We start from the raw sequence: 24,058 nt of genomic DNA, 5'->3' as shown, positions 1-24,058 counted from the left end.
CGTCGTCTTATTTCTTCCTCACCGGAGCGAGGATGTCGAAAGGCAGGTCGCTCTTCTGCTCCGACGGCGTCCGCGCATAGGTCTCGGTGTCCGCGGTTTCCGGTGCTGCGAACTCGGTGCGTGCATAGGCTGTCGCCTGCTTTGCCGGCTGAAGGTTCATCGTTTTCAGCAACTGTCCGGTCGCGGCCAGAAGCCGGTACTGGGCAAACAGCGATGCGTAGGACGCGGTATCCGCCAGCGTTGCCGTGTTGAACCGCGTATTCTGCGCGTCGAGCACGTCGAGCAGCGAGCGCTGTCCAACCTTGAACTGCTCGCGATAGGAAGCGACCAGCTTCTCATTGGCGGCGGCTTGCTGCCTCAGGGTCTTCGCCAGATCGGCTTGTCGGAAACGACGATCCCACGACGTGCGAACGGCTTCCTCGATTTCGCGCTGCACCTGATGCAGCGCCAGACGCTGTTCGCTGGTGCGGCGGATCTGCTCCTGCTCGTTGGCCTTGTCGATACCACCGCGGTAGAGATTCCACCGCAGGACCACGCGTGCCTGCAGGTCGCTGGTGTCGCCATCGTCGCCGTCAATGTCAGTTCCCGCCCGGGCGCGACCTTCAGCGATGATGGAGGGGCCGAATTTAGCCCGTGCGGCATCCACGAGGGAAGCCGCCGCGTCGATGTCGCTGTTGGCCATGTGCACGCGCGGATTGCTTTCGCGCGCCAACCCTATTGCCTCGTCAAGCGATCGCGGGAGCGCAGCCGAGACATCGCCCGGCCTCGATGGGCTGGTCAGTGGCTTTCCGACGGTCTTGAAGAAGCGGATCTTGGCCGCTTCCAGTTCCTCGGTCGCCTCCTGCATGCGCGCCTTGGCGGCAAACAGCCGTTCCTCGGCCTGCTGCCGGTCGGCCTCGTTCAGCGCGCCGCCCGAAATGCCTTGCCGGATGTCGCCGAGAATTCCCTGGTGGAAGCCGAGATTTTTCTTCGCTTCGACAACGATCGAAGCCTGCAGCATGTATTCCAGATAGTCCTGGACAACGGACAGCCCGATGAATTCGGACCGTTCCAGCACCCGGAACGAAGCGCCATCGACGCGCGATGCCTGACGGTTCAATTCGGCCCGCCTTGCGCCGCTGTCATAAAGCGTCTGCGAAACGGTAAGATCCGTTTCAGCCGGATAGAGCGCGTCGTCTTCGATGGAAAGGGAGCGCCGGGATGAATTGTCGAGCCGGCGAACGCCGGCCGATGCCTCGACATCGACACTGGGAAGATAAAGGCCCTTGGCCTGCCGCAACTCGAACTCGATTGCTTCGCGATTTTCGATCGCCTGTCCAATCTCGGGATTGGATTCCACCGCGACAGCCATCGCCTCCTTGAGCGTAAGCGCATGAGCACTCCCGCAGGTCAGCATGGTGGCCGCCATCAAAAGACCAAGGCGCCTGCCTATGGTCGACATGTTTGTCGTATTCATCAATCCCACCCTAACGTTTCCCCAGCGTCCTTTTCAGAGCGCTAACCAAGCCAAGGCCTGCCCGTCGGTGGATTATTCACAAATTCACGAAATATGTGAGCGATTATTGATTTAGAGGTCGCTAAATAGCCTTTTTGGGCAACAAGGCTGCGAGATGTAGCAAAAATAGCACATAACGTCGGCTCGCTCCGGTTGTATCCGGACGCCGCACTCTGCGGGATAGCCCGAAAAACGGCAGGTCAGTGGGCCGATATGGCCAGAATCATGCCATGTGGGTATGGCGGCTGTTGATGACCCAACCTGAAGTTGAGCCATTTTCAGGTACGCCCTCTCGGCAGCCGCCCCAAAATACTCCGTCGCGGCGGCCGGCGTGCGCGTCATGTCGCTGATTGCGGCCAAAAGCTGGGTCAGCGCGCACCCTAATTTGCGCTCAACGCCACCATGCGGTCGAGCGCCGCGGTCAGGCCGCGAAGCGAGACCGGGAAGCTCAGCGGGGTCTCGGCGTCCGTCGTCACATTGAGCTTCAGCACCGAGCCTCCCCTCAGCTTTCCAAGCGTCGGCCGATCGACGGTAAAGACCGGGACGCAACCCGTCGGCAGGCAGGTCCTGAAGCGCTGCGGGGACAGTGGCGGCTGATCGTCGATCTGCAGCGTCACGCCCGGGTCGAGCAGGATGCCGAAGGGCAGAAGCAGGGTAGCCGTCGTCGAGCCGTCCGGGCGTGCCGCGATCTCCACGGCAAGAAGCCTCTGCCCGTTCTGCTGGACCTGATCTTGCGCGAGCGAGCACACTCTCGCCTTCTCTCGAACCGAGCAGGTCACACTCCAATCCTGATAGACTTCACGCAGCGATGAGGGTCCATCCGGGACAGCCGCCACCTGTTGCTGGGCAGACACCGGCGACATCAACGAGAATAGAATTGCCCCACATGCGGAGACGGCCTTCGGGCCAGGCTTCATGTGCAGACCCACTCGCGGATCTTGCATTTCTCTCCCGCCGCCTCGCAGGCCTGCAAAGCGAGATCCTCCGCTTCGCGACGGGTCTCGGCCGAGTTCACGCCCCAGGGCGTGAAACGGTTCTCCACCTTGTCTGCCACGGCGAGTGCACCGCAGTGCTTGTAGGGAAAGCCGGTCTCGTCGTCATCATTCCAATGGCGGTGGTTGCGGAAGACGGTGACGACGTTGCAGGCCTTTCCGCCCGCGTTCTCGCAATATTTCTGTGCGATGTCCTTCGCTTCCTGCCGCTTGTCGGCGCCCCAGAAGAAGCCGTATTTGCTATCGGCCTGCGAATAGGCAATGGCCGCCCAGATGCCTTTTTCCTCCTGTTGCGGTTCCGATGGGGCCACAAGGTCGGCCGAGACGACTTGTCCGCTCCACAACAGGGTCAAGCCCAAAACTGCCAAAGCCTGCAATCTCATGGTCGGCATCCTTTCCTTAACCTCAATCGCTTCGCGTCCTACTTCGCCGCCGAAGCGAGGGAGATCACCACACAGCTTTTGCCCGTCGGCAGGAGAAGCGCTTCACCGGCATTGCCGCCGAGCTCGTAGACCTCGACCTGCCCGAGATGGTCGGTAATCTTGCTGCCCTGCGGCAGGATGGATGCGATGTCGGCGCACGGGCTGGCGAATGGCGCCACCCGCACCATCGCCCCTTCGCAACCCGTGGCGGTGGGCGATGCGAAGACGATGCCGGCGGCCGGTCCGCTATAGCGTTCCGACGCATAATCCATGCCGACAAAGGCCTGGATGGCGTGCTTGTCGGCGGCCTGGTCGTTCCACAGGGATTTGACGCTGTATTTCGTGCCGTTCGTCAGAATCTGTCCGAGCGCCGGATAGACGGTCGAGCAGGCCTGCACTCCGGCCTGCTTGACATGCTCGAGGAAGGGCGTGTCCGGAAGCACGGGGGCCGCCGCAGTTTCTGCGGGTGCGGCCGTCGCGCCGCCGACCAGATTGGCGATGGCGGCATAGTTCCCTGCGGCGAAGCCAAGGCCCGCCACGACCAATCCCAGAAGTGAATATCCGGCCACGCGTGGCCAGCGCCGCCTTGGGGACTCGGCCCGCCTCTGCCGATCCGCCTCGACGGTCGCAGTGCGTTTCGCGGACGTGAACTGGTCCTGCTGGCTCATGGTGATGCCCCGGTTATTTGAGTGGTGAAAGGGCCTCTGACAGCCCCTTGAGCGTTGCGGTCACGGTGATCGTCTGACCGTCGACCGTCGAATAGGAGATCGCCGGTGTCGCATTCTGCGAGATCTGTCGGCGCATGACGGGGCCTACCGGCAACATGCCGACGCAGACCATTTCGTTGCAGCCGTTCAGGTGCACGTCGATCGGCTGCTTCTGTCCATCGAACTTCAGTGACACCAGGCCATCGCTCCTGGCGTTCGGAGCGGTGCGCAGGATCATATACGGCTTGCCGTCCTGGGTGGCGGCGAGCGACCAGCTGAAAGCCATCTTGCCTGATGCGTCCTCGATGATCTGCGAGACGTTGCAGACCTTCTTGCGAGCCTTGAGGTTCTCGTCGCAGATCAGCGTCCAGTTATCGAATGGGCGGATGGTGCGCTGATAGTCTCCGAGCTTGACCTCGGGCGGCACCACTACGTCCGATGGCTTGATCCTGTAGGTCGACGCGACCTGCCCGGCGGACGGCACGAGGCCGCCGCAGAGCGCCAGGCAGGTCAGGGCAACAAGTCCTTTCATTCCTGCCTCAGTTCAAGGTGAAGCTGATGCCGGCGCCGACACCGACATGCCCACCCGCGGCCGTGCCCGACAGATTGCCCCGGATGCGGCCGTCTTCACTGGTGTAACCAGCGCCGAAGGCGAACGCGCCTGCGTCCCGCCACAAGCCGCCACCCGCCGCGACGCTCAGCTTTCCGGGCCGGTCGTCATAGCGCAGCGAGGCGGCCGCAAGGCCTATCGCGGCCGCCTGCCGCGCCTCGTCGCGGATGCCGCTGATGTCCGAATTGAGCTGGCTGAGCTTCTGGTCGGTATAGTCGTTGGCCTGCTGCAAGGTCGTGACCGCCACCTTGTCGGTGTAGTCGTTGGACGTATCGATAGCGTAGGCCACGCGGTTGTCCGTATAGCTCTTGCCCGCGGTCAGGCCCTGGTTCATCTGGTCGACGTTGACCGCATCGGTCCCTTTGACGCCGGGGCCGACATTGGAGATGACGACCGGCGCGTTGACGTCGCCACCTTGCAGCGTGATGGTGTTCGTCTTGTTGCCGCCCTGGGTGTCATAGGTCACCGCGTTCTGGGTAAGGTTTCCGACGCCGGCTTTCAGATCCTCGATCGCCGTGTTGGTGGCGTAGAGCTGCGAGCCGTTGATCGCATCGGTGCTGCCGGCATCGACGCGGCCGGCGGCGACATTGGTGATCGTCCGCTCGGCGCCGGCGTCGCCGACGCTGACGGTTCCGGTCGGCGTCGTCCCGGCATAAGTGTAGGTCTTGCCGTTGATGACGGTGCTGGAGGTCCCGACGGCGGTCTGTGTCACCGAACCGGAACCGAGCGCCACATCGTTGGCGTTGTTGGCCTTGGCGCCTTGGCCGAGCGCGACGGCGCCCTGCCCGGTGGCCGTCGAGCCATGTCCCGCAGCCAGGCTGTCGGTGCCGCTCGCCACACTCTCCGGCCCGATCGCCACGGCGTTGGTGCCGCCGGCGATGCTGTCGGCCAGCGTCGAGTTGGCGTGGAAATATTTGATGCCGCCGCCATTGCTGATGCTGGTCAGCGCATTGTCGACGGCCGTGAAGCCGTCATAGACGGTGGAATAGTTGTTGCCCTGGATGGTGTAGGTCGGCCCGGTGATGGAGCCGTCGGGATTGACGGTCGTGCCGCCGCCGAACAGGTTGCTGACGTTTTGCGTCACGCCGCGCAATTGCGAGACGTTGACGCCGTCGGTATCGGCCGAGCCCGCCGCGACGTTGGTGAGCTTGCGTTCGGCCCCGGCGGCGCCGATCGACACCTCGCCGACCGAGGTCTGCGAACCGGCGAGCGCAAAGGCCGTGTAGCCGGCCTGCGCGCCGACGCTGGTGATGGACTGCGCGCCGAGCGCAACGCTGTTGATGAAGGTGCTCTGGGCGCCGGCGCCGAGCGCCACCGACTGGATGCCGGACGCCAGCGAATTGGTGCCGAGCGCCAGGCCGTCGGCCAGCATCACGTGGGCGCCTTGGCCGATCGCTGTGCCGCCGGGTGCATCCTGCTCGACAGTGGCGCCATTGCCGATGCCGATGCCGTTGTCGCCGTTGACGACCGTCGTCGGGCCGACCGCGACCGATTCCGCGCCGACCGCCAGCGAGTCGCCCGCCGCCGAATTGGCATGGAAGTATTTCGTCGACGTCACCGAGACGGAGGCGATGGCGCCCTGCAGCTGCCGAAGCGTTACCGCATCCTGAGATTGCGTGCCGTCGGCCACATTGGTGATCTGCCGATACGAGGTAGCGTCGCCGACCGAAACGGCGCCGAGCAGCGTCTTGTCGGTCGTGTTGTACTGGATGAAGTTGGCTGGGCCGGCGGGCAGTTGCCCGGTAAGCGGAGCGATCGCGCGATCGGAGACCGAACCCGAGCCAAGCGCCACGCCGCCGTCGATGCTGACATTGCTGTCGCGGCCGAGCGCCAGTGCGCTGACGCCGGTGGCGGTCGCCTGGTAGCCGACGGCGGTGGAGCCGACGCCTTGTGCGAAGGAATCGGTTTGCGCCAAGCCTGCCTCGTTGGTGCGGGCGTAGCGGATGCCCACACCATTGGCGTCGGTATAGGCGGTCGACGTGTCGCCGGCGATGTTGTTGATCGTGTTGCCGAGATCGGTCACGCCACTGCCGATATTGGCGATATCGGTCGTGTTCTGCGTGACCTGCTGGTTGGTGGCGAAGAGCTGCGAACCGTTGACCGCATCAGTCGAACCGCCGTTCAACTGCCCGGCCGCGACATTCTGGATCTGGCGTTCGGCGCCCGCCGAGCCGACCGAGAATGCTCCGGCCGGGGTAGCGCCGGCAAAGGTGTAGTTGACGCCGCCGATCGTTGTGCCACCCACGGCGGTCGTTGCGCCCGACGCCGAATTCAGGCCGATCGCCACGTCGCCGTCATTGTTGGCCACGGCGCTGGGCCCGACCGCGACGGAATCCGTTCCGAGAGCCTGTGAATCCGCCAGGGTCGAGTTGGCGTGGAAATACTTGATACCGCCGCCGACATTGATGTTGCTGAGCGTGACGCCAATGGCGTCGACGGCCTGGTTGGTGGCGAAGAGCTGAGAGCCGTTGATCGCATCGGTCGAGAGCGCGCTGACGCGCCCCGCCGCCAGGTTGGTGAGCGTGCGTTCCGCACCGACCGCGCCGATGCTGACGGTCGAGAGCGGGTTGGTGCCCTGGAAGGCGTAGGTCGTGCCGTTGACCACGCCGCTCGCCGTGCCGACGGCCGTGGTGGTCACCGAGCCGGAGCCGAGCGCCACGTCGCCGGAGCTTGCCGCCGCTGTCGCGCCATCACCCAGCGCGACATTGCCCGCAAGGCCTGCCGCGCCCGCCGTGGAACCGTTGCCCAGCGCCACCGAGCCCTGCCCGATGGCCTTGTTGCTATTGCCGATGGCAACCGCGCCATTGGCCATATTGGCAGCCGTGGCGGTCGCCGTGCCGTCGCTGTTGGCGATGTTGTTGGCGCCGCCGGTGAAGGCGCCGGTGCCGCTGGCGAAGCTCGGATCGCCTATGGCGACCGCGCCGTCGCCGTAGGCAACATTGTCGGCACCGATTGCCACTGCCTTGCCGCCGCTTGCGTACGCGCTGGTGCCGATGGCGATCGCGTCGGCGGTGTCCGCCCCGGCGGCGGTGCCGATGGCGATCGCATTGACGTCGAGTGTCACCGCGCCCGCTCCGATTGCGGTCGAGCTCGCCGCTGCCGCGAAGGACGTCGTGCCGATGGCGACGGAATCGTCGCCTTGGGCAGTGGACGAACGGCCACCGGCGAACGCACGGGCACCGGTGGCCTTGGATGTGGAGCCAAGCGAAGTGGCGTACGCTCCGCTGGCCGTGGCGCCCAATCCCAGCGCACTGGCATTTGCGGCGGTCGCCGCGGCGTTGTTACCCAAAGCCGTGGTGGAGACGTCCGTGGCCTGGGCTCCAGAGCCCGCCGCGACCGAGCCTACTCCGCTCGATACAGCCGAATTGCCCAGGGCCAGCGCGAATTGGCCCGAAGCCGTGGCGACGTTGCCGAACGCTGCCGAGTTTATCGCCGATGCATTTGCCTGGGGACCAACGGCTGCGGCATTGGTGCCGGCGGCCTGGGCCTGGAAGCCCACGGCTGCCGAACTGGCGCCGCCAGCCGACGTACCTATGCCGAGCGCGGTGCTGCCGACGCCGCCGGCGTTGGCACTGACGCCGGCTGCGAGAGAATTGTCTCCTATCGCATTTGCACCCGTCCCGAATGAGGAGGCGTTTATGCCGCTGGCAGCGGACGCGTTGCCGACCGCGGTGCTGGCAGAGCCGCTCGCAATCGAGGTCGCGCCCATCGCTATGGCGGACGTTCCCGTTGCCTTGCTCGCGCGCCCGATCGCAGTGGAGTCAACCTGAGACGCCGTCACATCCGTACCGATGGCGATGGCACTCTGGGCCAGCGCTCCGGTTCCGGCGCCAGTACGCGAGCCGAGATAGACGGCATTTATCGCGGTTGCGGTCGACTGGAAGCCGACAGCGATGGCATTCTGGCTGTTTGCAATGGTGTTGGTACCTTGGGCAACGGTGTCCAGTCCCGACGAGACCGCCTGGCTCCCGATCGCGATGGCGCGCGTCCCGGTGGCCTGGGACCCCCAGCCTCCCGCGAACGATATGTTGCCGCTGGCCAGGGAGCTGACGCCGACTGCGGTGGAGTTGCCACCCGAAGCAACGGAGAAGGTGCCGAGCGCGCTGGCGCCGGCACCGGTGGCATTGGCGTTGACGCCGATCGCTACCGTATTGATGTTGTTCGAGACCGTGGCGGAGCCCAGTGCTATCGCGCCGCCGGTACCGGTAGCCGATGCTGTGCGACCGATAGCGATCCCGTATTGCGCCGACGAATTGGCCTGGAAGCCGAGCGCTATGGCCCAGTTAAGGCTGGCGGTTGAGCCGTTTCCGATCGCCACGGCCTCGGGAGCGGTCGCCGACCCGCCGCCGGCCTGATATTGTGCCTGCGCGGGCGTGGCGAGGCCGAGCGCGGCGATCGCCGCCAGGCCACCGATGATGCTGGCCGGGCTGACGGATGAGGCCAGCGCCGAACGTACACTGCCACCAGCGCCCAATGTTCCCAGACCCATATTCTTGCGGCCGAGGCCCAGCACACGGTGCGCCATGCGCAGCACCGCCATCAAGCGACGGCGCGTCGAGCGTGAGCCATGATCGGCGCCCGAGATCCAGTGCCCGGCGAAATGCGCCGCGCGACGCTGAACAAGAAGCGAGCCGTTCGAAATCTGATTGTCGGTCATGGTTCCCTCTCCGCTGGCCGGCACGAAATGTCTGACAATTCCGCTCCACCGCAGGAAGACATGATTCCTGCCCGCGGTATTTCACGAAATTGCTGCCTTGTGAGAAAAGAGCACAGCAAACCTACAGAGGTTAACGGCTTGTTACCTTAGCCAATGCTTTAAAACCAAGAAACAAAGCAATGAAATAAGCGTCGCCTCACCTAACCTTGGCGTTAAGCTTTCCCACCCGTGCCTGCAACGGCGTCCTCTGCCGGTATTTCTTCATCACGGTGGTAAAATGGCTCTGACTCGAAAACCCGCTCGAGTGGGCGATGTCCGCGATCGTCATGCGGCTGTCCGCAAGCAGTCTTTCAGCGAAATCCAGCCGCAGGTCGAGGACGTACTGGTGCGGCGGCATTCCGAACGTCCTCGAGAAAGCCCGCACAAAATGATAGGGGGAAAGCCCGCAAACCGCGGCCATATCAGCCAGCGCCAGCTTGCGCGTAAAGTTCTCGTCCAGGAATTGCTGCACGCGGCGCGCGGCGCGGACGGAAAGCCCGCCTTTCGCGTTGAGCGTCGGCTGTCGCGAGTTGGCTCCGGAAACCGGTCCGGGGAAACCATCATCGCCCGGCATTTTTCGGCCTCCCGATACGTCCCAGATGAGGTTCAACCCAAGGCTTCCTTCCATGTTCCCCTGAAAAACAATTCGTGATTGATCGAAGCTGACCGGCATCGCCACTCATCGGATCGTTCCGGCCGGAAGGCGAACAATGCGCGGACTGCATGACATTCCAGAGGACTCCTGCGGAGCTTGGGGCAGATTTGCAGCGGGACGTATTTTGAAAAACTCAGCAAGCCTTGTAGAAAATTCCGGTCTTGCGTCGCGGGTGAGCAGGCGTTGCCATTTTGCCATGGCCGGGCCCTCAGTTCTTGAGGGAAGCATGCCCGGCCCCGGTCGGCGTTCTCACAGGCAGATGGCTCCGATCCGAAGAACCGGCGAGACAGGCGACTTCGGCAACTCGCCGCGATGCGGCGGCATGCCGAATGCCATGGCGAACCTTGCTATGAAATGGGTCCGGTGAAACTCCCGCGACGAATGCCAATTGGCGACGACTTTTCGCGCGAAGTTTTCGTCGAGATATTCCCGCACGCGCCGCGCGACGTATTCTGTGATCTTGTCGCTGCCGGGCGAGGCTCTCATTCCGCGTGCGGGCCTCAGCACAACTCCGGTGGAATGCTTCTTGGCCAGGAATTTCTGCGAGACGGGATCGCGGACGGAGTATATGACACTCCTCCGCGTGGTGGCCCTCCTGGGACCTGCGCTTTCAGGAATTATGTCCAGGACATACCGAGCTGTCCGTTCTCGATTGACGCCCCGGGAATCGCCGCTGTCCCGAGCATCGTCCGTATTTTTCATGCCTGGCCTCTGCCGCTTTGTCCGCTGCCTGAAATCCCCCTTAGCCCGACCCGGACCCAGCGTAACGCACATGCCGCGGATAGTGAATAACATCCGTACGCAAAGAAAAAATTTTGTTCGGGATAAGAGGAACCAGTCACAAGGGAGGGACTGGAACATTTTTCGGCACCTTCGCCGGCGCATTGGCTGACGGAGCATCAACGAAAAACCCGCCTGCGCGGCGGGTCACTGGCGCAAATCAGCACCATGGACGAATATGTAGCTTAGCTGAGGTCACCGAGTCAAGAAAAAATTCCTATCGTGAAAAGCTGCGTGCGCAAAAGTCGCCAACTGCCGCGAGGCCTCTGGTTGACCTGAATTCGGAGCCCTGCTTCAGGGGACAATTTGGCCATTTCGGCGGCCATTCAACAATGCAGAGCTACCGGATTTGCCGCCGGTCATTGCAGATCGTCGCGACGATTCTCATACAAATCCCATGTAAGTTCCACAAAACCCAGAAGAACGTCTTCCTCGCTCCACCCGGCAGCGACGGCTGCCTGAACGATCTCGCGGACGAGAGGCAGCAATTGGCGTTGGCATTCTGCCGACGTGTCGGCAGCTGCGTCATCGCCGGGAGGTCCATCGAAGTTGAATTTCATCATTCGGCGCCCCCCTCGCCATCAATCAAAGTGTTTTTATCACTAAAATCATTCCTCCTGATATACAATAGAGGTGGTACCAAAGCATAAGAGGCTTCGGAGGCCCCGAGCAGAACAGGACGATGCCAGGCTCTATGCTTCCCCTGGGTCAGGTTTTTCCTTCTGAACAGGATCTATCGGGGTGCTTCAACCCATCGATCTCTGCGGCCTGGTCGAACTCTTCAGCCAGGGCCGCATGCCACCATCCACCGAATGCGCGGCACGAGCGGCTGCATTGCCTTCTGCAACCGCTCGCTGGATAGTCTCGGCATGTTGGAGACCTTGGCGACTCACTGGCCTCAAATTCTGGCGATCATCTCAGTGGTGATGGCGACGGCTGGCATCGTCCATGCCGTCATGACCAAGGAAGATGTCCGCGCCGCCACCGGCTGGGTCGGCGTGATGGTGCTGTCGCCGATCCTTGGCGTGCTGATCTATGCCGTCGCCGGCATCAACCGCATCCGCCGCGCCACGATCACCGCCCAGCGCCCGTTTGCCGACGGCGCGGTGTCCGCCAAGCACGAGCGCGACGTCGCTGTCGAAGAGGCCCTGATCGTCGAGCGATACGGGCAACGGTTCACGGGCTTGCGGACACTCGGCGACAGGGTGGCACGCCGCACGCTCAATCCTGGAAACGCAATCGATGTGCTGGAGACCGGCGACGAGGCCTATGCCGCCATGTGCGCGGCGATCGATGGTGCCGAGCGCAGCGTCCTGCTCGAGACCTATATTTTCGACAATGACGCCGTCGGCCTGCTCTTCGTCCAGGCGCTGGCCGGCGCCGTCCAGCGCGGCGTCACCGTCCGCGTGCTGATCGATGCCGTCGGCGCCCGCTACTCGGTGCCGAGCATCCTTGGGCATTTGCGCGAGGCCAACGTCCCCGCCGATGTCTTCAACGGCAACATCGTCATGGGCCTGCGCCTGCCCTACGCCAATCTGAGGACCCACCGGAAGATCCTGGTGGTCGACGGCATCGCCGCCTTCACCGGGGGCATGAACATCCGAAAAGGCTTCTCAGCCGAATTCGCCGGCTCCAACAGCGCCAGGGACACACATTTCCGGGTGACCGGTCCGATCGTCGCCGACCTCTTTTCGGTCGCCGCCGAGGACTGGCGCTTCGCCACCAACGAGGCGCTGAAGGGGGACACCTGGCGCCTTGCCCCGCTGTCGCCATCGCCAGGCGCACCGATGATGGTGCGGGCAGTCGCTTCCGGCCCCGATGCCAGCAACGAGACCAACCACAAGCTGCTGATCGGTGCATTCTCGGTCGCCCGCAAGTCTATACGCGTGATGTCGCCCTATTTCCTGCCGGATCGGGAACTGATCAGCGCGCTGATCACCGCCGGCAGGCGTGGGGTCGAAATAGACATCGTGGTGCCGGCGGTGAACAATCTTTTCCTCGTCGACCGCGCGATGATGGCGCAGTTCGATCAGGTGCTCAAACACTATTGCCGTGTCTGGCGAACCGAGGGACCGTTCGACCATTCGAAGCTGCTTTCGATCGACGGCGTGTGGGCCTATGTCGGATCTTCCAATCTTGATGCCCGATCGCTGCGGCTGAATTTCGAGATCGACCTGGAGGTGCTCGATGCCGGCTTTGCCAGCGAGATCGAGACGCGGATCGGATCGGCGATTGCCTCCGCCGTGCCGGTGACGCTGGAAGCCTTGCGAGCCCGGCCGTTTCTTATCAGGCTGTTCGACCGGGTATTGTGGCTCGGTTCACCCTATCTCTAGGGCGGAGGGCCGCTTGAGGAACTCGTCTGTCATGGAACATACGCCGAAATTGCCTATTTTGACTGTATCCGGCTTCTGAATTGAAACCAGCGAGGACGAGCAGCACAGAGATGCACAGAATTGGACGCAGCCTCCCGGCAAGCATGCTTCTGTCCCTTCGTGACCGCCGGATGCAGAAGGCTAACGCCGCAGCACTCAAGACGACAGCCACCACCGGCACGCTGGTTGCCTCCTACAATGTCCACAAATGCATCGGCGTCGACAGGAAATTCGACCCGGAGCGGATCATCCGCGTCATCCGCGAAATCGATCCGGATGTCATTGCGCTGCAGGAAGCCGACAATCGCTTCGGCGACCGTGTCGGGCTTCTCGACCTGGCCCGGCTCGAGCGGGAAACCGGCCTGATTCCGGTGCCGATTTCGGCCACCGGCAAGGGCCATGGCTGGCATGGCAACGTCCTGCTGTTCAAGAAGGGCGTCGTTCGCGACGTGCACCAGATCAAGCTTCCGGGACTGGAGCCGCGCGGCGCGGTGGTGGCGGAGATCGACCTCGATGGAAGCCGGACGCTGCGCATCATCGCCGCCCATCTTGGCCTGCTGCGCCGCTCGCGCTCCCAGCAGGCGCGCGTCGTGCTCGACCTGATGAACAGCCCGGACGAAAGACCGACCTTGCTGCTCGGCGACCTCAACGAATGGCGGCTCGGCAACCGCTCCGCTCTCAACACGCTGCATGCGACGTTCGGCCCGCAGCCGCCGGCGGTCCCCACCTTCCCGTCGAACCTGCCGCTGCTGGCGCTCGACCGGATCATGGCCAACAGGCACGGCATGATTGCCGCCATCAACGCGCATGACACGCCGCTTTCGCGCGTTGCCTCCGACCACCTGCCGCTGACGGCCTTCGTGCGCCTGGAGCGGGTGGACGATAACGCCTTGATGTCTTCCGCGTCGCAAAGCGTGTAAAATTAGGCGGAACGCCCGGTTCTTCCGCGAGTTAACATGTCTTGAATACGCAGGAGGACGAGATGAAAAAGCTGATTCTGGCTTCCCTGTTGGCATTGGCCGCGACAGCGGCGATCACTGCGCCGACGCAAGCGGCAAGCGTGACCATCCAGTCCGACGACGGCGACCGATATTTGCCGGATGACGATTCCGATAGTGGGATCGTTATTCGCCGTCATCACCGCGATCGCTATTATGACGATCAGTATGATGGCGACCAGAACGTTCAGTATGACAATGGCGAATACCGGTACGGCGAATATCGCCGCCATCACCGGCATCATCGCTGCCATATCGAACTGGTCAAGCATTGGCGCCACCACCACAGGGTGATCGAAGAGGTCCGCGTCTGCGGCTGATCCCGATCGGAGCAACCGGCCGGCGAAAGCCGGCCGGTTCATCGTGCATGATCGGCTGACGAAATAGCGCTGATGTGAGAGGTGATAATTGACCGCGTCAAATCGTGGTCGCCCGCACGCTCACCGGACCGTGGCAAACGCGGCAAGGACGGCCGGGTCCCAGGCGGCCATGGCATTAGGTCATAGGTGATATCGCCGTTCGGATTGGCGGCGTTGGTGATGCCGCCCTGGGCGATGGGATAGCTGCCCGACAGTCTCGCCGGCAACGCGGTCAAGGCGTCCCCATTTTCTACCGGACCGAGGCAACGCTGCAGACGGAAGCTGCGTCCGCCACGCCCTGGCAGAAGGCGGGACCGTCAAGCCGCGGGTCTTCGACCAGCGTTTGCGCATCGCCATCCACCGGCTGCCCGGTGAAGAAAACCCGAGCCGGCCCGCCGGCAGCATGGGCATCGGCGTTGTACGCGACCGTGCTGGCCGCATCCGGTGCCGGCACGGTGTTGGGCGGCGAGACCACCAGATCGGCACCGACATAGGTCAGCTCATAGTTGGCCGAGAGGGTCAGGCTCCCCTGTTCGATGGCATAGTTGCCAGCAGGGCTAGCGTGTGTCGCCTCAGTCGAGAGCGCGCCAAGGAAGGTATCCCCGTTGACCAACCCCAGACCGCCGATCGAATAGGTGAGTGGTGGATTGGGCATGCCCTGCGGCCGGCTCTGCGCATCCGCCACTATGGTGATCGCCCGCTTGCCGATGCTGAAGTCGGCATCGGCATAGCTGATCTCGTAGTTCGCATTGGCGCTGTCGGTGAGCGTGCCCTGGCCGATCGCGTAGGCTCCGGCGTTCTCTCCCAAGGCGCGATCGAGAGCGCCGACCAACGCCACACCACTGCCGAGATCGGTGCTGGTGTAGCCATAGGAGGAGGGGTCGGCATCGCCGTAAATCTTGCCCTGGCCCGAATTGGCCGTGACTGTCACGGCACGCCTGCCGATGCTGAAATCGGCGCCGACATAGCTGATGTCGTAGTTCGAGTTGGCCGCGTTGGCGAGTGTGCCCTGCCCGATCTGATAGGCGCCGACATCTTCGCCGGTCGTGCGGTCGAGAGCGCCAACCAGCGCCGCGCCATTGCCGAGATCGGTGAAGGTGTAGCCATAGGACGACGGATCGGCATTGCCGTAGGTCTTGCCCTGACCCGAGCTGGCAGTGACGGTCACGGATCGCTTGCCGATGCTGAAACCGGCACCGACATAGGTGATGTCGTAATTGCCGTTGGCAGCATCGCTGAGGGTGCCGCGGCCAATGTCATAGGTCCCGACATTCTCGCCCTCGGCGCGATCAAGCGTGCCGACCAGCGCCGTCCCGCCGCCAAGACCGGAAACCGCATAGCCGTAGGACAGCGGATCACTGTCCCCATAGATCTTGCTCTGGCCCGCATCGGCCGTGACCGTGATGGCGCGCTGTGTCACCGAAAGGTCCGCGCCGATATAGCTGATGGCGTAATTGCCGTTGGCAAGCGTGCCTTGCGTGATGCTGTAGCCGCCGACATCGGATGATGCCGTGGCGGTCGTTGCCAGCGCACCGCTCAGACTGTCGCCATTGGCGAAATCGCCCGAGGTCAGCTGATAGGTCAGCGTTGGATTGTCACCGCCATAGACACGGCTCTTGGCATCGGCCGTCACCGTAATCGCGCGCTGTGCCACTGACAGGTTTCCGCCGACATAGCTGATCGCGTAGTTGCTGTTGGCGAGTGTGCCCTGCGTGATGCCGTAGCTGCCGACACCGGATGCTGTCGTTGCCGAAGTCGCCAGCGCACCGTTCAGGCTGTCGCCATTGACGAAATTGCCTGATGTCAGCTGATAGGTCAGCGCCGGGTTGGCATCGCCATAAATGCGGCTCTTGGCATCGGCCGTCACCGTGATCGCGCGCGGGGTCAACGCGAGATTGCCGCCGACGTAGCTGATCGCATAATTGCTGTTGGCGAGTGTGCCTTGCGTGATGCCGTAGCTGCCGACGCCGGATGCTGTCGTCGCTGTGGTTGCGAGCGCACCGGCGAGACTGTCGCCATTGACGAAATTGCCCGAGGTCAGCTGATAGCTCAGCGCCGGATTGGCGTCGCCATAGGCACGGCTCTTGGCGTCGGCCGTCACCGTGATCGCCCGTTTGGTCACCGACAGATTGGCGCCGGCATAGCTGATCGCATAGTTGCTGTTGGCGAGTGTGCCTTGCGTGATGCCGTAACTGCCGACACCGGATGCTGTCGTGGCCGACGTCGCCAGCGCGCCGCTCAGGCTGTCGCCATTGACGAAATTGCCCGTGGTCAGCTGATAGGTCAGCGCTGGATTGGCATCGCCATAGATGCGGCTCTTGGCATCGGCTGTCACCGTGATGGCGCGCTTCGCCACCGACAGATTGGCGCCGACATAGCTGATCGTATAGTTGCCGTTGGCGAGTGTGCCCTGCGTGATGCCGTAGCTGCCGACACCGGATGCCGTCGTCGCCGTTGTTGCCAGTGCGCCGCTCAGGCTGTCGCCATTGAGGAAATTGCCTGATGTCAGCTGATAGGTCAACGCCGGATTGGCGTCGCCATAGGTGCGGCTCTTGGCGTTGGCTGTCACCGTGATGGCGCGTGGCGTCACCGACAAATTGGCGGCGACATAGTTGATCGCATAGTTGTTGTTGTTGAGTGTGCCCTGCGCGATGCCATAGCTGCCGACACCGGATGCCGTCGTCGCCGATGTCGTCAGCGAACCGCCCAAGCTGTCGCCACTGACGAGGCTGCCTGTTGTGAGTTGATAGGTCAGCGTCGGATTGGAGTTGCCATAGGTACGGCTCTTGGCATCGGCCGTTACCGTAATCGCGCGCTTGGCGATGGTGAAATTGGCGCCGACATAGGTGATGTCGTAGTTCGAATTGCTGGTGTTGGTGATGCTGCCCTGGTTGATGGCATAAGTCCCGGCGCTGTTCCCTGCCGTGCGGCTAAGGCTACCGACCAAGGCCGTGCCGGCGCCGAGATCCGAAACGGTGTATGCATAGGATGATGGATTGGCGTCTCCATAGATCTTTCCCTGGCCCGGCGTCACCGTCACCGTCACCGCGCGCTTGCCGATGGTAAGCAGGCCCGCGCTGTTGTAGGCGAAGCCATAGCCGCTCAACGCCGCGAGATTGTCGGCGCCGACGGTGATTGCATAGGATCCTGCTCCGGCCTGTGTATTGCCCGGCGGGTTGACGGACGTGACGCTTGGGCCGCCGCTGAAGGTCGTGGCGGCGGTGTCGCCGAGATAGGCGCCGATCACGCCTGCCTGGTAGCCCGCCACTGAATAGGTCAGTGCCGGCAGGGCGGTATCGCCATAGGTTTTGGTCGCATTGCTGGATTTGAAGGTCAGTGTCGGCTGATAGGCAAAGACATAGCGGTTGCCTGTCGCACTCACCGGACCACCCGCCGACGTGTTCCAGACGGCCGTGTTGCCACTGTCCAGATTGCCGAATGTATTGCCGGTGGGATTTGCCGCATAGATCAGCCAGCGTCCGCTAGTGGCGGCGACGGCGTCACTGCCCCGGTTGTTGACGAACAGGCCAGCGGCCGAGAGCACTGGATCCGTTCCGCTGATTGTCGCATTTGCCGCAATGGTCAAATCGCCCGTCGTCTGAAGCTTCACCGAACCGGTGGTGTTCACCCCGGTCGCCGTAACCCCGCGGGCGCTGGAAGCACTGGCGATCGTCAGGCTTGCGCCATCGCGCAGATCGACGGAACCGGCGCTGCCGGCGACGTTGCCGACCTGGTTGCCGGCGTTGGTCAGGGTGAAGCTACCCGTGCCACCGAGAACCAGCGACGCCGCCGTCAGGCCACTAGTCTGCGTCACCACGCCGTTCGACGACAGCGCCAGCGTGCCGGTGCCGACCGACAGCGCCTGGTTGAGGGCGAAGGTGGCTGCTGCGGTTTCAATCTGGCGATTGGCGAAGGACAGGCTGCCGACAGAGGCTGACCCAATCGCCGCGCTATAGGCGCTGCTCAGCGCCGACAGCGAGGCGATCGAGCCATCCGCCTCGTCGAGCCGCCAGTCGCCATAGACGTTGAGGTTCGAGACATTGCTGCCGGACAGGCCGGTCCGGAAGGTCACGCCATTCTTGGCGCCCGAGTCCGCTTCGGCAACGGTGTAAGCGAGCACCGAGTTCGAGACCGCGCCGGCCGGCAGAGCGAGATAATAGTAGCCGTTGACGCCGGTCGAGACTGTGCCGAGGTTCACGCCGCCGGAGACGACGGACACCAGCCCGGGATTCTTTGTGTAATAGGGTTGGCCGGTACCGGAAATCAGCGGCGTGTTGCCGGCATCCTTGTAAGCAATTCCGGAGATCGCCTGGACGCCATTGGGGTAGAAGCTCTTCAGATAGGGATAGAGGCCGCCAGTCCCGCCGCCAAAGGCGGCACTCAGTCCATTGGCGCCGCCATTCTGGAAGCTGGAGGTCGACAGGCCGACGACATTGACATTGGGGCCGGTGGTGCCACCGCCGATCGCAGGCTTGGCGCTGGATGTGGTGTTGTAGGGGCCGGATGTCGACGTGTCGTACGCGCCCGTGATCACGCCATCGTAAAGGTTGTTGCCGATGAACGCGCCGACATTCCATCCGCCGCTGACCGCGCCGGTCGAATAGCTGTCGGTTATCCTGCCGCCCTCGCCGACAAACGAATAGCCATAATTCGATCCGACGAGGCCGCCGACGGCCGCGCCGCCGCTGCCGATATCGACAGCGCCCATGGCATAGACGCGATCGATGGTGCCGAAATTGTTGAAGCCCACCGCGCCGCCCGCGGCATTTGTGTCGCGTGCGTTGATGACCACTGTCGAGAAGCTGTCGGAGAGTGCGCCATCGTTCTCGCCGATCAGACCGCCTGAGGTGGACCCGTATTGCGTGGTGAACAGCTGACCAGTCGAATAACTCTGGGCCACCGTGCCGGCATTGAACCCGGCGATCCCGCCAAGGGTCCTAAACCCCCGGACCGTCACATTGGTGACGCCGACATTCTGGACCAGGCCGCCCGCGCCGATATAGCCGAATAGGCCGACATACTGGGCAGCGGACTGCGTTACCGACAGGCTGTCGACGGTGTGGCCGAGCCCGTCGAACGAGCCGGTGAAGCCGTTGCCGCCGTTCTGGATGTTGCTGTTGCCGTCGGTGCCCAGCGATATGAAGCCGAGACCGCTATTCCAGCTGGACGTGGAGCTGGCATCGATATTCTTGGCCAGCGCGTAGCTGCCGGTGAGCCCGCTGTTGATCGCCTGCAGGCCGTTGACATCATAGATCAGCGTGTAGCTCTGGCCGTTGACCGACAGCGCCTGCGCACCGGGCGTGCCGGTGAAGGTCGCCGATGCGCCCAAGGCATAGGAGATCGTGCCGCCGGTGCCGCCATTGTTGGTGATGAGCGCCAGTCCGCCGACGCCGCCGATCGTGGCGTTCGCATTGAAGACGATCGAATGAGAGGCGCTGAGCGTCAGCGTGTTGGTGTTCCAGGCGATCGGCGCGGCAATGGTGATGTCGCCGGCCTGGGAACCGCCGCTGCCGGTCGAGATGGTGACGTTTGCCGTTGCAAGAAGGTTCTGCAGCGTGGTGACGTTGATGACGCTGTCATTGGTGTTGGCGGACATGCTGCCGCCGGTGTTGCCGGCAGCGTTCGATATAGTGACGTTGTAGGGATCGAGCAAAAGGTCGCCGGTGTCGCCGAACCGTGCCCGCAGGTCGACCTCACCGGTGAAGTCGAGGCGCTGTTTGCCGGACACTTCCGCGAAGCCACCATTGCCGCCGTCATCGCCGCCGCGTGCGGAAATCTTGCCGGCGAATTTTGTTTGCTCGTCCGACCAGACGATGACCGTGCCGCCAGTGCCGTTGCCGGTCGCATCGGCACTGATTGTCGTCTTCGCATCGATCTCGGTTGCGACCGCGCGTTGCAAGGTGCCCTTGCCCTGCTTGTCACCGCCGATCCTGACCGTGCCGCCGCCATCCTTGCCCGAGGCATCGACCTTGGCCGCCCTGAGCTTCAGTTTGCGGCCGGTCACCGTGACCTTGCCGCCCTTGCCGCCGGTCTGGGCCGAAGCGTCGAGCATGCCGGTGATTTCGACCGAGCCTTCATCGCCGCCGAGCACGATGGCACCGGATTGGCCAGACACCGTGCGTGCCTCGATGACACCGGACATGTTGACGGCTTGGCGTGCGGCATCGCGCACCGCAGCCGCCTTGAGTTCGACCAGCCCGCCATCGGCACTGATCAAGCCGGAATTGCTGACCAGCGCATTGCTGCCGTCAGCCTTGCTCGGCACGGAAACCTGCAGGAAGCCGTCGCCGGACAAATCAAGTGTTGCCTTCTCACCCGATCCGAGCCCGACCTTGCCAAGCGGCACGGTGATCGAGCCGGCATTGTCGACGCTGCCGCCGATCAATGCGGCATAGCCGCCACGCCCGATGCTGATCGCACCCTGGTTGGAGACGGCGGCTGAAGCTCCCTTGCCCTCGAATTCCAGCTTTCCGGCCCCAAAATCCTCGTCGCTGATGCCCAGCGAGGACGCGACGAAGCCGGCGGCACTAACCTTGCCGGTCTTGGAGATGGCAATGCCGTTGGGATTGACCAGGAACACCTGGCCATTGGCATTGAGCTGGCCTGCAATGGTCGATTTGGTACCGCCGGTGACGCGGTTCAGCATCGTTGCCGAGGATGATGGCTGGTCGATAGTGACTGTCGCGCCGGCACCGATCGAAAAACTCTGCCAGTTGACGATCGCCGAACTGGTCGACTGCCTGATGTTCAGTTGCGACGACGATGGGTTGGCGATGGTGACGCCGCCGGATGCTACGCTGCCGCCGGTCGGCAGTTCCTGTGCCCGCGCCGACGTGAAGCCGACAAGCGCCGTCGACGTCAAAAGCAGCGCCATCAACGGCGCGCCGGTGCGGTTCAGGTGCCGCCGTGGGAGGTGGGCTTTGCGCTGCATGGTCATCTCTCTAGAATTGGACGGCGCCGCTGAGCGAAAAGCGATCGCTTGTCGGCAGATGGTTGTCACGATGCTGGCGGCCCCATTCCAGCGTCAGGCTGGCGTTGGTCGCGTCGCCCGCCAGCGCGGTGCCGACCTTCAGGCCAAGCCCGTATGACGCGCCGACGATGTTGGCCGTCTCGAGCGCGGTCGGCATTTCGAGATGGACCTGGCCGACAGCGCCGAACACGTAGGGCGACAACGAAACGATGCCGCCAGTGAACGGCACGTACCAGGGTGAGGACAGCTCGCCGCGCAGCACATAGCCGGAATCGCCCTGCAGCGCGCCCGCGTCGAAGCTCGACAGACCGTTCGCGCCGACCAGCCCGATCTGTTCGGACTGCAGCAGCGGCTTGCCAAACGAGGTCTGCGCGCGGGCGTAGAGATCGAGGCCGAGATGGGTGGCCAGCGGCTGGCTGTAGCTGGCAGAGACCTCCAGCTTCTGGAAATCGGCGTCGGCGCCTTGACGCGACAGTGGCAGCAGCGGCGTCGCATCGGCGGCTGAACGCGCGCCGAGCCCATCGATACCGAAGGACGCAACGACGTTGCCGATGAAGACGCCGCCAAGCGGTGTGAACCAGATGCCGTCGAGACCGAGCCGGGCAATGCGCAGCCGGTCCTCGGCGATCGGCAGCGAAATCGGCGTCACCGCGTCGAGCGTGTCGTTCTGCACGTCGAAGGACAGTTCGGTGCTGATCGTAAGCGCACGGCTGCGGATCCAGGGATATCGAAGCCGCGCCGAATAACGCTCGAAGGCGCTGCCGAAGCCGAGCGTGCCGGGCTCGGCTGTCGGATTGGCCTGCGTGCGGCTGGCTTCCAAGTTGAGCGTCAGCCCGTCATAGCCGATCGGCACGACGATGCCCGCGGCATAGTTGCGATTGCGTGGGCCATCCGTGAACAGGCCACTCTCGCCGCCATCGGGGTAGCCGCCTGCCCTGACATAGACGAGTTCGCCGAGGCCGAGCAATGAGTTGAAATCGACGCCGACGCCCGTAGACCAGCGCTGCAACGACGGCGATAGCGAGTTGTCCCCGGTCGCCTGGCCGCCGATCGGGCGATATTTGCCATCGATGACCAGCACGCTGGCGCCTTTGGCTGTTCCGGCCTGCAAGGTTGAGCGCAGCCGGGCCCCGGGCGTATCGCCAGCCAGCAGCAGCTTGCGTTCGATCGCCGACAGCTTGATGCTCTTTTGTCCAACGAGCGGCGCCAGCGTTGCCTCGACCCGCCCGCGTATGCGCTCGGGCAGATTGCTGGTGTCGATCCGTTCGAGAAAGCCGTCGACGACGACCAGCCGGAGCCCTGCGCCGTCGTTGAGCTTCTGCGCCGGCAGCACCACCCGCACCAGCGCATAGCCGGCCCGTCCATATTCGGTTTCGAGTTTTCGCGCCGCGGCAAAGATTTCCGCCGCCGTCACCGTGCGGTGCGCAAGGCCGGCAACGATCTTGCGTGTTGCGTCAGCCACGTCGGGCAAGCCGCCTTCGACCCTGACATCCCCGAGCTTGACCTTGAGCTTCCCGGCGCCCGCCGGCGCCTCGAGGCCCTCACCTTCGGGAATGGAAACACCTGCCGTGTTGGCTGCCGGCGGCGGCCGAAAGCTGGGCGGCGTGATCTGGCTGGCTGTCTGGGCAAACGCGCCGGCTTGAAGCCACAGGCACGCCGAGACGGCAAACAGGATCAACCATCCCTCACGGGCTGCCAGCCCGCCGAAAACTGGGTGACAGTCGTTATCCCTGCCAACCGCGATCTTGCTTGTATACTTCACTCAATCACTCGTCCTTCGAGGTATAATTCGGCAAAGCTTCGCCACCGCGCGAGATTTAATCGCTCGTTAATTGGCTTCTGCTTTCGAACTCACTTCCGGGAAGGCGTGCCCCCGCCGCTCGGATGTCGCGGAAACTATGCCCGGCTCTGGTGAACGTCAATTCAACGGGCGGCCCTCCGGCTGACTATTATTGGGAGGGGTTTTCCAAGCCATAGCAATCGGTTAGCGGATCCCATGAACCGGTCGTGGCCGGCCCATGTTCGGGTTGGGCTTGCTCTTCGCATTTGGTGCCTCTGGACACAGCTATCGAAGGCTGGAAAATGTGGACGCGACTCCGCTGTTGGAGTTAACTCGGAACATGAGGAGGATGGCGCTGAATCTGGAAGACATTGCCGGCCATCCGGCCCTGCATCGCTGTGTCCAGGCACAGTCGTTGGCGCTGATCAACATCTATGAAACGAGCCCGCGACTGGCTTCCATTTTCGCCACGCAGCAGCGTTGGCTGATGGGTCATGTCGGCCTTGCCATGCATTTCAGGCGCGATCCGCACGACCGCCGCAAGGAGCTGACGGTATCGCGTTTCATCGAGTTCGTACACCAGCACGCGGTGGCCAGCCGCAACACGGCGGACGCTTTCATCAAGGAGATGCTGCACTATCATGTCGCCGAGTATGTTTCGGGTGGCGACGGGCGCACGCACCCTTTGCAGCCAACGGCGGCAACCGTGCAGACTTTCACCGGCTGGGTCCTTGCCCATCTGCAGACGCTGGATCATCTCGACGGTGGCAACCGGCTGGCCAGGTTCCTGGAGCGGCCCGACATGGTTGTCAGGCTGCAGCCTCTGGTGGCGGACGGCCTGCTTGCCTCCAAGCCGGTGCGCGAGCCCAACCAGACTTTTTCCCTGTTCATCTGGCTCAACAATGGCGGCATCGTCATGGACTGGCTGATGTCGGGCATCGACCCCGATCATGCCGGCCTGGACCGGATTCCGACCAGCGTGGTTTCGATCGGAGATTTCGCCAGATGGCTCAAGCTGTCGCGGACCCACCTCGCCCGCAAGCTGCGCGCTGCCGAGGAACTCGGCAGCATCGGCTGGCTCGGCCAGCGCGGCCATTCGGTGATGTGGGTATCGAACACTTTCTACCAGGAGTACATGACCGTCCAGGCCGCTAAGCTGGCCATTGTCGATGCGGCCTTCGACGCCTGTTTTCCAGCTCCGGAAGACCGCTGAAGGATCGGC

The 24,058-nt window shown here is 63.4% G+C and carries 15 protein-coding genes; 4 read left to right on the top strand and 11 right to left on the bottom strand.

What is annotated here, in order from left to right:
- Window positions 1–7: 7 nt before the first annotated feature.
- The 9 genes from EOA19_RS23500 to EOA19_RS23460 form a co-directional block, all read right to left on the bottom strand.
- Window positions 8–1,456, bottom strand: coding sequence for a TolC family protein (locus EOA19_RS23500; protein WP_128304949.1), 1,449 nt, complete (start codon window positions 1,454–1,456; stop codon window positions 8–10).
- Window positions 1,457–1,875: 419 nt separating this feature from the next.
- Window positions 1,876–2,439, bottom strand: a complete 564-nt coding sequence (locus EOA19_RS23495) for an invasion associated locus B family protein (RefSeq protein ID WP_206638104.1) — start codon at window positions 2,437–2,439, stop codon at window positions 1,876–1,878.
- Window positions 2,409–2,870 (bottom strand): DUF4189 domain-containing protein, encoded by a 462-nt coding sequence (locus tag EOA19_RS23490; protein ID WP_023809956.1) that lies wholly within the window; start codon window positions 2,868–2,870, stop codon window positions 2,409–2,411. Before EOA19_RS23490 ends, EOA19_RS23495 begins: the two co-directional genes overlap by 31 nt.
- Window positions 2,871–2,908: 38 nt before the next feature.
- Complete coding sequence (locus EOA19_RS23485; protein WP_023809957.1) at window positions 2,909–3,577, bottom strand: hypothetical protein; 669 nt, start codon at window positions 3,575–3,577, stop codon at window positions 2,909–2,911.
- Between the two features lie 13 nt (window positions 3,578–3,590).
- Entirely contained in the window at window positions 3,591–4,148 is a 558-nt protein-coding gene (locus tag EOA19_RS23480) for an invasion associated locus B family protein (RefSeq protein WP_023809958.1), read from the bottom strand.
- 7 nt (window positions 4,149–4,155) lie between these two features.
- Window positions 4,156–8,883 (bottom strand): YadA-like family protein, encoded by a 4,728-nt coding sequence (locus tag EOA19_RS23475; protein WP_128304948.1) that lies wholly within the window; start codon window positions 8,881–8,883, stop codon window positions 4,156–4,158.
- 196 nt (window positions 8,884–9,079) lie between these two features.
- Window positions 9,080–9,595, bottom strand: a complete 516-nt coding sequence (locus tag EOA19_RS23470; RefSeq protein WP_128304947.1) for an AraC family transcriptional regulator — start codon at window positions 9,593–9,595, stop codon at window positions 9,080–9,082.
- 231 nt (window positions 9,596–9,826) lie between these two features.
- Window positions 9,827–10,063 carry a hypothetical protein gene (locus tag EOA19_RS36010; RefSeq protein WP_245486271.1) on the bottom strand — a complete coding sequence of 79 codons (237 nt, stop codon included), beginning with the start codon at window positions 10,061–10,063 and terminating at the stop codon, window positions 9,827–9,829.
- A 653-nt stretch (window positions 10,064–10,716) separates the two neighbouring features.
- A complete protein-coding gene (locus EOA19_RS23460; protein WP_164779989.1) occupies window positions 10,717–10,920 on the bottom strand; it encodes a hypothetical protein in 204 nt (67 codons plus the stop codon).
- A gap of 306 nt (window positions 10,921–11,226) precedes the next feature.
- On the opposite strand from EOA19_RS23460, the gene EOA19_RS23455 reads away from it, so the two are divergent.
- The 3 genes from EOA19_RS23455 to EOA19_RS23445 all read left to right on the top strand — a co-directional run bounded on the left by EOA19_RS23455 (window position 11,227) and on the right by EOA19_RS23445 (window position 14,047).
- Entirely contained in the window at window positions 11,227–12,690 is a 1,464-nt protein-coding gene (locus tag EOA19_RS23455) for a phosphatidylserine/phosphatidylglycerophosphate/cardiolipin synthase family protein (RefSeq protein WP_128304946.1), read from the top strand.
- Between the two features lie 110 nt (window positions 12,691–12,800).
- Window positions 12,801–13,649, top strand: coding sequence for an endonuclease/exonuclease/phosphatase family protein (locus EOA19_RS23450; protein ID WP_128304945.1), 849 nt, complete (start codon window positions 12,801–12,803; stop codon window positions 13,647–13,649).
- A 62-nt stretch (window positions 13,650–13,711) separates the two neighbouring features.
- Window positions 13,712–14,047, top strand: coding sequence for a hypothetical protein (locus EOA19_RS23445; protein ID WP_128304944.1), 336 nt, complete (start codon window positions 13,712–13,714; stop codon window positions 14,045–14,047).
- Between the two features lie 289 nt (window positions 14,048–14,336).
- Here the strand turns inward: EOA19_RS23445 and EOA19_RS23440 are convergent, their stop codons facing one another.
- Window positions 14,337–21,017: an MBG domain-containing protein gene (locus EOA19_RS23440; RefSeq protein WP_164893013.1), complete on the bottom strand. Its 6,681-nt coding sequence runs from the start codon at window positions 21,015–21,017 to the stop codon at window positions 14,337–14,339.
- Window positions 21,018–21,027: 10 nt separating this feature from the next.
- The gene (locus EOA19_RS23435) at window positions 21,028–22,818 is read right to left on the bottom strand and encodes a ShlB/FhaC/HecB family hemolysin secretion/activation protein (protein WP_245486269.1); all 1,791 of its coding nucleotides are present in this window, start codon (window positions 22,816–22,818) and stop codon (window positions 21,028–21,030) included.
- Window positions 22,819–23,185: 367 nt separating this feature from the next.
- On the opposite strand from EOA19_RS23435, the gene EOA19_RS23430 reads away from it, so the two are divergent.
- Window positions 23,186–24,049 carry a hypothetical protein gene (locus EOA19_RS23430; protein ID WP_164893012.1) on the top strand — a complete coding sequence of 288 codons (864 nt, stop codon included), beginning with the start codon at window positions 23,186–23,188 and terminating at the stop codon, window positions 24,047–24,049.
- The last annotated feature ends 9 nt before the right edge of the window (window positions 24,050–24,058 follow it).

Source organism: Mesorhizobium sp. M7A.F.Ca.US.010.02.1.1, assembly GCF_004023085.1.
Taxonomy (GTDB): Bacteria; Pseudomonadota; Alphaproteobacteria; order Rhizobiales; family Rhizobiaceae; genus Mesorhizobium.
Note: the sequence above shows the minus strand (reverse complement) of the source record. Positions and strands in the feature narration are given on the sequence as shown.

Bases quoted from the DNA above. Each gene is read 5' to 3' on its own strand.
- EOA19_RS23500 (WP_128304949.1), bottom strand. From the start codon at position 1,456: ATGAATACGACAAACATGTCGACCATAGGCAGGCGCCTTGGTCTTTTG.
- EOA19_RS23495 (WP_206638104.1), bottom strand. From the start codon at position 2,439: ATGCAAGATCCGCGAGTGGGTCTGCACATGAAGCCTGGCCCGAAGGCC.
- EOA19_RS23490 (WP_023809956.1), bottom strand. From the start codon at position 2,870: ATGAGATTGCAGGCTTTGGCAGTTTTGGGCTTGACCCTGTTGTGGAGC.
- EOA19_RS23485 (WP_023809957.1), bottom strand. From the start codon at position 3,577: ATGAGCCAGCAGGACCAGTTCACGTCCGCGAAACGCACTGCGACCGTC.
- EOA19_RS23480 (WP_023809958.1), bottom strand. From the start codon at position 4,148: ATGAAAGGACTTGTTGCCCTGACCTGCCTGGCGCTCTGCGGCGGCCTC.
- EOA19_RS23475 (WP_128304948.1), bottom strand. From the start codon at position 8,883: ATGACCGACAATCAGATTTCGAACGGCTCGCTTCTTGTTCAGCGTCGC.
- EOA19_RS23470 (WP_128304947.1), bottom strand. From the start codon at position 9,595: ATGCCGGTCAGCTTCGATCAATCACGAATTGTTTTTCAGGGGAACATG.
- EOA19_RS36010 (WP_245486271.1), bottom strand. From the start codon at position 10,063: ATGAGAGCCTCGCCCGGCAGCGACAAGATCACAGAATACGTCGCGCGG.
- EOA19_RS23460 (WP_164779989.1), bottom strand. From the start codon at position 10,920: ATGATGAAATTCAACTTCGATGGACCTCCCGGCGATGACGCAGCTGCC.
- EOA19_RS23455 (WP_128304946.1), top strand. From the start codon at position 11,227: ATGTTGGAGACCTTGGCGACTCACTGGCCTCAAATTCTGGCGATCATC.
- EOA19_RS23450 (WP_128304945.1), top strand. From the start codon at position 12,801: ATGCACAGAATTGGACGCAGCCTCCCGGCAAGCATGCTTCTGTCCCTT.
- EOA19_RS23445 (WP_128304944.1), top strand. From the start codon at position 13,712: ATGAAAAAGCTGATTCTGGCTTCCCTGTTGGCATTGGCCGCGACAGCG.
- EOA19_RS23440 (WP_164893013.1), bottom strand. From the start codon at position 21,017: ATGCAGCGCAAAGCCCACCTCCCACGGCGGCACCTGAACCGCACCGGC.
- EOA19_RS23430 (WP_164893012.1), top strand. From the start codon at position 23,186: ATGGCGCTGAATCTGGAAGACATTGCCGGCCATCCGGCCCTGCATCGC.